General features: G+C 27.7%; 8 protein-coding genes. 5 read left to right on the top strand and 3 right to left on the bottom strand.

Annotated elements, in window-relative coordinates:
• The first annotated feature begins 221 nt into the window (after positions 1 to 221).
• Both E6A48_RS07850 and E6A48_RS07845 read left to right on the top strand, forming a co-directional pair.
• The gene (locus tag E6A48_RS07850) at positions 222 to 1,241 is read left to right on the top strand and encodes a CapA family protein (RefSeq protein ID WP_219709485.1); all 1,020 of its coding nucleotides are present in this window, start codon (positions 222 to 224) and stop codon (positions 1,239 to 1,241) included.
• 306 nt (positions 1,242 to 1,547) lie between these two features.
• Positions 1,548 to 3,158 (top strand): peptide ABC transporter substrate-binding protein, encoded by a 1,611-nt coding sequence (locus E6A48_RS07845; RefSeq protein ID WP_219709483.1) that lies wholly within the window; start codon positions 1,548 to 1,550, stop codon positions 3,156 to 3,158.
• A 463-nt stretch (positions 3,159 to 3,621) separates the two neighbouring features.
• On the opposite strand, the gene E6A48_RS07840 is transcribed toward E6A48_RS07845, so the two are convergent.
• Complete coding sequence (locus tag E6A48_RS07840) at positions 3,622 to 3,954, bottom strand: winged helix-turn-helix transcriptional regulator (RefSeq protein ID WP_219709481.1); 333 nt, start codon at positions 3,952 to 3,954, stop codon at positions 3,622 to 3,624.
• A 121-nt stretch (positions 3,955 to 4,075) separates the two neighbouring features.
• Here E6A48_RS07840 and E6A48_RS07835 point away from each other — a divergent pair, with 121 nt between their 5' ends.
• A complete protein-coding gene (locus E6A48_RS07835; protein ID WP_013244837.1) occupies positions 4,076 to 4,633 on the top strand; it encodes a flavodoxin family protein in 558 nt (185 codons plus the stop codon).
• 280 nt (positions 4,634 to 4,913) lie between these two features.
• On the opposite strand, the gene E6A48_RS07830 is transcribed toward E6A48_RS07835, so the two are convergent.
• Together E6A48_RS07830 and def are read right to left on the bottom strand one after the other, a co-directional pair.
• On the bottom strand, positions 4,914 to 5,594 hold the full coding sequence (locus E6A48_RS07830; RefSeq protein WP_219709480.1) for an HAD family hydrolase: 681 nt from the start codon (positions 5,592 to 5,594) through the stop codon (positions 4,914 to 4,916).
• An 8-nt stretch (positions 5,595 to 5,602) separates the two neighbouring features.
• Positions 5,603 to 6,136, bottom strand: coding sequence for a peptide deformylase (gene def, locus E6A48_RS07825; protein ID WP_219709478.1), 534 nt, complete (start codon positions 6,134 to 6,136; stop codon positions 5,603 to 5,605).
• Positions 6,137 to 6,288: 152 nt separating this feature from the next.
• Here def and E6A48_RS07820 point away from each other — a divergent pair, with 152 nt between their 5' ends.
• Both E6A48_RS07820 and E6A48_RS07815 read left to right on the top strand, forming a co-directional pair.
• Positions 6,289 to 7,479 (top strand): sensor histidine kinase, encoded by a 1,191-nt coding sequence (locus tag E6A48_RS07820; RefSeq protein ID WP_219709476.1) that lies wholly within the window; start codon positions 6,289 to 6,291, stop codon positions 7,477 to 7,479.
• Positions 7,480 to 7,482: 3 nt separating this feature from the next.
• Entirely contained in the window at positions 7,483 to 8,823 is a 1,341-nt protein-coding gene (locus E6A48_RS07815; protein WP_115599639.1) for a sigma-54-dependent transcriptional regulator, read from the top strand.
• The last annotated feature ends 257 nt before the right edge of the window (positions 8,824 to 9,080 follow it).

Raw genomic sequence — 9,080 nt, 5'->3', positions numbered from 1 at the left:
ATTTAAATTTTTTCATGGTAATTAGTTCTTTTTATTAATTTTAGATTATTAAATTATTAAAGTTATTATTAGTATAATACTAAATTTTTATATATTGTCAAGCATATAAAATGTAAATATTATCTAACTTTATATTAATTCGGTAAAAAAGAAAAAACTTTTAATATAAATTGTAAACATAATATTGAATTTATTTATTTTTATGGTAAAATCATATTATTATGAGAAATTTTACTTTATTATTAATACTATTATTTCAATTTTCTTTATACCCTGAAATAACATTATCTTTTGTAGGTGATGTTATGACAGGAAGTGACCATCCAGATAAAAGTTATTTGCCTCCTAATGAAGGAAAAGATGTTTTTAAAAGTGTATCATCATTTTTAAAAGCTTCAGATATAAGTTTTGCAAATTTAGAAGGAGCTATAGCAAACTCAGAAACAAAATCTGCTAAAACAGGTAAACGTTCATATTCTTTTCGTATGCCTCCATATATGGCTGATAGAATATCTGAGGCTGGGTTTGATATAGTTGCTGTTGCCAATAATCATTCGAGAGATTTTGGTGCTAAGGGATATAGTCAGACTCAAGAATATGTAAAAAAAGCTGGTATGGAAGTTGTTGGTAATGTTTTAAATCAAGCTTCTTTTATAGACGTTAAGGGTAAAAAAATAGGTTTTTTGGCTTTCTATTATTTTTCTTATGCTAATAATTCTATACAGGATATTGCATCTGCTAAGGCTTTAGTTGAAAAAACAAAAAAAGAATGTGATTTTTTAGTTGTAAGTTTTCATGGCGGAGCTGAGGGAAGCAGTATGTTTAGAGTTCCTAAAACGACTGAGTATTTTTATAAAGAAAATAGGGGAGATGTTTATAAGTTTGCAAGGGCTGTTAGCGATGCGGGAGCTGATTTAGTAGTTGGTCATGGTCCGCATGTACTTAGAGCTATGGAAATGTATAATAATACTTTTATTGCTTACTCTCTTGGAAATTTTGTTGGATATAAACAATTCTCTTTGTCTGGAAATAATGGAATTAGTGCTATATTACAAATTACTTTAGATGATGATTTAAAAGTTTCTAAAGCAAAAGTTATACCTGTGCGTTTAATAAATGGAGGTATACCTAGTCTTGATTCTTCAAATACTGCTATAAAAAAATTAAATGAGTATGCTGATTTAGATTTTCAAAAGACAGGTGTAAAGTTTAATGATGATGGCGAGTATTTAGTTAAATAAAAATATATTTTACTCTTGTTATATATTTCTTCTATTTATTTTTTATAAAGATTATTTTAGTATTAACTTAGTTTTTAAATACCGCACGCTGTGTTTATTAAAATTATATATAGATGTTTCTATAATATGAATTTTTTTTATTTCTTAATTTTCTTACCGTGCGGTTGATAGATTGAAAATATTAACTATAGAATTATTTTCCATTAAATTAAAGACTAGATAAATTGATATGAAAAAATCTTGATATTTACTATAAATCATTATAAAATCAGCAAATATAAAAAATATAGGAGTCTTGTTATAATTATGAAGATTAAGTTATTATTATTTATTTCTTCTTTGTTTTTGTTTGCATCTTGCGGAGGCGGAAATAAATTCGAAGAAGGAGTTTTACGTTTGAATGTTGGACCAGAGCCTCAAAGTATAGACCCAACATTGAACTCTGCAATAGACGGAAGTATGTATATAATACATGCTTTTGAGGGTTTAGCACAGAAAGATAAAGAAGGTAAAATTGTAGGCGGTGTTGCTGAGAGTTGGGATATTAGTGAGAATGGCACTAAATATGTGTTTCATATTAGAAGCAATGCTAAGTGGTCTGATGGTAAGCCTGTTGTAGCTGATGATTTTGTATATAGCTGGAGAAGGGCCGCTGACCCTAAAACAGCTGCTAATTATAGTTATCAAATGGAGCCTTTAAAAAATGCTAAAAAAATTACTGCTGGTGAGATGCCTGTTGAATCTTTAGGTGTTAAGGCTATTGATAATAACACTTTAGAAGTTACTTTGGAAGCTCCTACTCCATATTTTGACCAGCTTATGGCTTATCCTGTATATTTTCCATTAAGAAAAGATATTATAGAAGCTAATCCTGATACTTGGACTATGAGTGCTGATACTTATATTGGAAATGGTCCTTTTAAAATGACTGAAAGACAAATTGACAATAAAATAGTAATGGAAGTTAATACTAATTATTGGAATCGTTCTGTTATAGTTCCTAAGAAATTAATTTTTATATTGATGGATAATCCTACTTCTGTTGTTGCTGGTATAAAAGATGGTTCTATATATTTCTCTGACAGAGTACCTACTCAAGATATGGATACATTAAAAGAAGAAGGATATTTAAAAATAGAACCTTATCTTGGTTTGTATTATTATAGTTTAAATATTACTAATGAAACATTAAAAGATAAGAGAGTAAGAAGAGCATTAGCTTTGGCTATTGACAGAAATTATATAGTATCTCAAGTAACAAGAGGAGGACAGACTCCTGCTGCTGCTGTTGTACCGCCTCAAATATCTGATGTTACTGGAAAGTTTAGAGAAAATGGACAAGATAGTTTTAGTTTAAAGGCTGAAGATTATCAAAAAAACATAGAAGAGGCTAAAAAATTATTAGCTGAAGCAGGTTATCCAAACGGAGAAAATTTCCCTGTGCTTGAGTTTAAAACTAATCCAGGTGAGCATACATCTATATTTGAAGCAATTCAGCAGATGTGGAAAAACAATTTAGGAATTGATACTACTATAGTAAGTGAAGAGTGGGCAGTATTTCAATCATCACGCTATAGCAGAACTTATGTTATAGCAAGAAATGGTTGGATTGGAGATTATGATGACCCTATGACTTTTTTAGGTATGTTTTTAAGTTACAGCCCTCAAAATGTTGAAAGCTATAACAGTGCTATATATGATAGATTATTAGCTAATGCTTCTGCTACAGATGACAATACTATAAGAATGCCTTTGCTTCATAAGGCAGAAGAATTATTTATGGAAGATATGCCTATCATTCCTTTATATTATTACACATTGCCTTTATTGGTAAATAATAATTTAAAAGATGTTCAATATGATGTGCTTGGCAAACATAAGTTTTTCTATGCTTATTATGACAACACTGAAAAATAATATATTATAAACTAATAAATTAAAGAGAGGCTTTTGAATAGTAAAGAGTCTCTCTTTTTTAAAATTATTTACGTACCCCGCCCTATAAGATTTATTGTTTAAAACTAATAATATGAATTTCATTAGTTTTATTGTTTTCTTAAAATAAGCACACCCGCCCTAGTTATTATTATTTTTTTAAGTTTTAATTCCGCACGCTGAGCTTATTTATAAACTTAGTTAAAATTCTTTTTTAATACGATTAAATATTGTTACTTAGCCCACCGTGCGGCAAATAACGCATCAAATTTAAAAAAATCTTGGGTGGGGGCAGAAATTAGAATTTAAAGCAAAAAAGAAAAATGACGCAAAAATTAGAGTGAATGCAGAAAATCTATAGGGAGGGGTATGTAAATTAAATTTTAAAACACAACAACTTTTATTTATTTTATTTTAAACTTTATTTTACAAAATTTTAATAATATCATTTTCTGTTTTTCTCGCCCCAAACACATATGGCATCTAATATTGGTATTAAAGATTTACCTCTTTTTGATAAGCTATATTCTACTTTAGGAGGTATTTGAGGATATTCTTTTCTGCTAATTAAATCATCTTTTTCTAATTCTTTTAAAGTCACGCTCAACGTTTTATGAGATATGCCAGATATTATTCTTTTTAATTCATTATATCTTACAATTTTTAATTCTGATAATATATATAGTATTATCATTTTATATTTACCAGATATTAAAGACATTGTATAAGCAAAGCCTGTATCTTCCATATATTTTTCTTTTAAATTATCTTTTTTCATAAAATATATCCTTATACTTTACTTTTAGTTAGTATATAACATTTTTGTTAGTACTTGATTATAATAATATATAATACTATAATTATAATATCAATAGTAATTTGATAGATAGGAGCAAAAAATGAAAAAAATATTAATTTTAAATGGCAGCCCAAGATTAAACGGCAACACTTTTTCTTTAATAGAAGAATTTACAAAAGGTGCGAAACTTAATGGAAATGATGTAATTAGATTTGATTTAGACAGAATGGATATACATTGCTGTAAGGGCTGTTTGAGAGGAGGTAAAAATCCAGATAGCCCTTGTTCTCAAAAAGATGATATGTTGAAAATATACCCATATTATAAAGAAGCAGATATACTCGTTTTAGCTTCACCTATGTATTATTGGGCTTTTTCTGCTCAGTTAAAAATAGCTATAGACAGATTATTTGCTGTTACAGAAATAGACCCAAATTATAAGACTCCGTATAAAGAGTGTTTTATGCTTATGGCAGCAGAGGGAAATGATGAAAATAATTCTAAGCCCGTTCTAGAATATTATCATTATTTGTTAAATTATCTTGGATGGAAAGATTTAGGATATTTGATAGTTGGAGGAGTGTTTAATGTTGGAGATATTAAAGATAAAAAAGAATTATTAAATAAAGCATTTGAAATGGGAAAATCTATATTATAAAAAATTAAAGAGAGGCTTTTGCATAATCAAAAGTCTCTCTTTTTTGTTTTAAAAAATTATTTACGCTTCCCGCCCTATAAGTTTTTTGTTTAAAATTGCAAAATATAACTTTCATTAATTTTATTGTTTTATTAAAAGAAGCACACCCGCCCTAATTGTTATTAGTTTTTTAAGTTTCACTCCGCACGTTGAGCTTGATTAAAAATATAATTAAAATTGTTTTATAAATAGAATAAAATATTTTGCTTAATTCACCGTGCGGTAGAAAGTATAGAAAATTTTACTTGTTGTAAGCTAATACAAAATCTTTTACTTCTTTGAAATTGTTTATATAATAATCGTTTTTTAAATTTAATAAAGTTTGTTTGTCTGTGATGCCATATAAGGCAATTAATGCTTTTATGTCGGCGTTTTTAGCAAACTCATAATCTGGAACTCCGTCCCCAACCATAAGACTTTCTTCTTCTATTAAGTTATAATCTTTTTTTAAGTTATACCAAATGTTTATATCTGGCTTTCTATAAGGATAGATTCCATCGCCTATAACAGCTTTAAAATAATTAAATATATTTAACTTTTTAGTTGTTGTGATTGTTATCTCATTTGGCTTATTTGATATTATAAACATATTTATATTGAGTTTATAAAGTGATGTAATGGTTTCTAATACATTCTCATAAAGCTTTGTATTATCTGTAGAGTGTTTGCTATAATAATCAATATAAAAATTATATACATCATTTTCTATACTTTCTAAATATTTTTTGTCATATTTATCAGCAAAATGATTTAACACTCTATTTATTAAAAGCCTAGCACCATTGCCAACATATTTTTTTGTGTATTCTATATCTAAACTTGGAAATTTAATATATTCCAAAGTTTTATTTACACTTGCATTTATATCAGGAATGGAATCTATCAATGTTCCGTCTAAATCAAATATTATATTTTTAATCATGATATATTTTATGCAGAAACAGTTTTTTTATGAGTGTTTCTAAGTTCTTTTAACTCTTTTTTTAATCTTCTTTTTTGATATGATTCAAGCCTATCTATAAAAGTAATTCCATTAGTATGGTCTATTTCATGCTGAAGAACTTTAGCTATATAATCTTTAGCATCTAATACTTGTTCTTTATTTTCTGTATTTATGTATTTTACTTTGATTTCTTTGTATCTTGCAACCTCGTCACTGATTTTAGGAAAAGATAAACAACCTTCTTCTAATATTTCAGTATCTTCTCCATGCCAAATTATTTCAGGATTAATTAAAGCCAACTTAAAATCAGGTTTAGTTTCATCATCAAAATCTGGTACAGATATTACTATCACTCTTTTTAATACTCCAACCTGTACGGCAGCAAGACCAACACCATTAGCCTTATACATAGTTTCAAACATATCATCTATTAAAGTTAAAATCTCTTCATCTACATTTTCAACGTAAGATGATTTTTGCTTTAATCTATCATCTCCATAAATTACTAATTCTCTAATCATATATTTTTTATGCTCCTCGTAAAATCCGCTTCTTCTATTAATAATAGTTATTATATAATAATAAACTTTTTATTTATAGTCAAGTGGCAAAAAATAATATTCTAATTAAATATTAGTATTGAAGTTTTTTGTTTTTTTATTATACTTTTAGAATGAATAGAAGAAATCAATTTTTTGATAAGATAATAAAAAACTTCGATAAAGTTTCAGACATAGAAAAGAAAAGAATAATTGAAAGATTAGCTTTGCTTTCAAATTCTCAAAATATAATAATAGAGAATTTAGAAGAAGGCATAATAGCAATAGATATAAATGGCATAATTCAAGGTATAAATAAAAAAGCATGTTTTTTGTTATCTATCCCAAGAAACTCTGAAGATAAAGCAATTTCAAAATGTATAAATAATACCGACATAGGAAAATTGATACTAGAATTATTGGAAGCAAATAACATAGATACAAAAATCATAAAAGATGATAAAAACGACAGAATGCTTCAAATAGATATTTTGCCTCTTGGAGATTCTGGAGTAATTATAGGAACTTTAATAAAAATATTTGACATTACAAAAAGCTATGAAAGTGCTCAGAAGCTTAAACGTGCTGAACAGTTGGCATCTTTTACAACGCTTGCAGCTGGTGTTGCCCATGAAATAAAAAATCCTCTAGGCTCTATTTCTATATATGTGCAGTTAATAGAAAAAATTATTAAAAAAAATATGGATAATGATTGTGAGTGTTATAATGAGTTTAGAGATTATTGTAATATTATTAAAGAAGAGATTAGCAGGCTTGAAGATACTATTAATTCATTTTTATTTTCTGTGCGTAAATTGGTGCTTAATTTGGAAGATGTTAATATAAACTCTTTAATTATTTCTACTGTTGATTTTTTAAAATATGAAATAGAAAATAATAATATAAAAATAGATATAAAATTTGATATAGAGAATTTAATTTTAAAAATAGATGAAAGATATATAAAGCAATGTTTAATTAACATAATACAAAACTCAATAGATTCTATTATAGAAAAGAAAAAACATAATAAATCAGATGAGAATAATATATCAATAAAATTAAAATTATTAGATAATTATGCTTTAATATCAATTAAAGATACAGGCATTGGTATAAAAGAAGAAGAATTATCAAAGATATTTGAGCCATACTTTACAACCAAAAGAAACGGCACAGGCTTGGGGCTTACGAATGTTATACGAATAATAGAGGCACATAATGGCAGTTTTAATATAGAGAGCGAATATGGAGTTGGAAGTGAAGCTATTATAAAACTTCCTTTGATGCTTGAGAATCAAAAATTTTTGGAGAGTGATTTTTAATTTATGCCTAAGATATTAGTTATAGATGATGAGAAAAACATAAGAGACGGTATAAAGAAGTCTTTAGAGTATGAGGGTTATGAGGTAGTTACAGCTGAAAACGGAGAGAAGGGAATAGAGACAGTTTATAAAGGCGGAATTGATTTAGTTATCACAGACTTAAAAATGCCCGAAAAGACTGGTGAAGAGTTTTTGCATGACATATTAGAGTTTGATAAGCATATACCTGTTATAATACTTACAGGGCATGGCAATATAGAAACTGCTGTTGATATGATGCGTCTTGGTGCTTATGACTTTATGACTAAGCCTTTTAATATAGACAAAATGCTTCTCATTATAGCAAGGGCATTAGAAAATAAAAATATAAAAAAGACAAATGAAACATTAGAAAAAAGAGTGGACTATCATGAAAGTTTTTATGGAATGATAGGTCATAGCAGTAAGATGCTTAAAGTATATGAAGCAATAAAACAGGTGGCAAGAACAAAAGCTACTGTACTTATAGAAGGCGAAAGCGGAACTGGTAAAGAATTAGTTGCTAATGCTATTCATCAAATATCAGACAGAGCCAAACAGCCATATATTACTGTAAACTGTGCGGCACTTTCTGAGGGTGTTTTGGAGAGTGAATTATTTGGTCATGAGAAAGGTTCTTTTACTGGTGCAATAGACAAAAAAATAGGTAGGTTTGAGGCTGCCAATAAAGGCACTATATTTTTAGATGAGATAGGGGAGATTAATCAGGTTGTTCAGGTAAAGCTTTTGAGAGTTCTTGAAGAGAGAGTAATAGAGAGGGTAGGTTCTAATACTCCAATTAGTGTTGATATTAGGGTGATTGCTGCTACGAATAAAAAATTATCTGAAGAAATAAAAGAGGGTAGGTTTAGAGAGGATTTATATTATAGACTTAATGTTATAAAAATAGAAATGCCTCCTCTTAGAGAACGAAGAGAGGATATACCTTTACTTATAGATAATTTTATTAAAGAGTTTTCTCAGGTTCATAATATAGAGATTACTAATGTTGATAAAAAAGTATATAAACTATTATCTTCATTACAATGGGAAGGTAATGTACGTGAGCTTAGAAACACTGTTGAAACTATGGTTGTGATGTCTAAAGATGGCAAGATAGATGAGAGTAATATTCCTAATTGGGTTTTAACATCTAGCACAGATGATTTTGTAATAGATAAAGAGATGACATTAGAAGAGCTTGAGAAAAAATATATAAATCATCTTTTAAGTAAAAACAATTTTAATAAAGCACAAGTAGCAAAGATTTTAGGTATAGAGCGTGCAACACTTTACAGAAAGCTTAAAGATTATAATGTTGATTAATTGGTATATACTAAAAATTTTTATATTTATCAAAATACAAATATTGTTTTATATTTTTAAATATTCCTAATATTTATAGTAAAAACATTTGCACTTTTTGGTTCTTTGACGAAGTACGCACCGCGTAAGGCGGGAAAAAGAACAATAAAAAATTTAATAAAATATAATCATTAATATATACTAAAAAAACTGAAGTTTGTCAAAATATTTTTTAGATTTTTTATTATTTTGTGGGGACTAGCCCCCTGCGAAGCGTG

It is taken from the genome of Brachyspira pilosicoli, assembly GCF_019402445.1.
Classification (GTDB): Bacteria; Spirochaetota; Brachyspiria; order Brachyspirales; family Brachyspiraceae; genus Brachyspira; species Brachyspira pilosicoli_B.
Note: the sequence above shows the minus strand (reverse complement) of the source record. Positions and strands in the feature narration are given on the sequence as shown.

Coding starts and splice junctions, on each gene's coding strand:
- E6A48_RS07835 (WP_013244837.1), top strand. CDS start 4,076: ATGAAAAAAATATTAATTTTAAATGGCAGCCCAAGATTAAACGGCAAC.
- E6A48_RS07845 (WP_219709483.1), top strand. CDS start 1,548: ATGAAGATTAAGTTATTATTATTTATTTCTTCTTTGTTTTTGTTTGCA.
- E6A48_RS07850 (WP_219709485.1), top strand. CDS start 222: ATGAGAAATTTTACTTTATTATTAATACTATTATTTCAATTTTCTTTA.
- E6A48_RS07830 (WP_219709480.1), bottom strand. CDS start 5,594: ATGATTAAAAATATAATATTTGATTTAGACGGAACATTGATAGATTCC.
- E6A48_RS07820 (WP_219709476.1), top strand. CDS start 6,289: ATGAATAGAAGAAATCAATTTTTTGATAAGATAATAAAAAACTTCGAT.
- E6A48_RS07815 (WP_115599639.1), top strand. CDS start 7,483: ATGCCTAAGATATTAGTTATAGATGATGAGAAAAACATAAGAGACGGT.
- def (WP_219709478.1), bottom strand. CDS start 6,136: ATGATTAGAGAATTAGTAATTTATGGAGATGATAGATTAAAGCAAAAA.
- E6A48_RS07840 (WP_219709481.1), bottom strand. CDS start 3,954: ATGAAAAAAGATAATTTAAAAGAAAAATATATGGAAGATACAGGCTTT.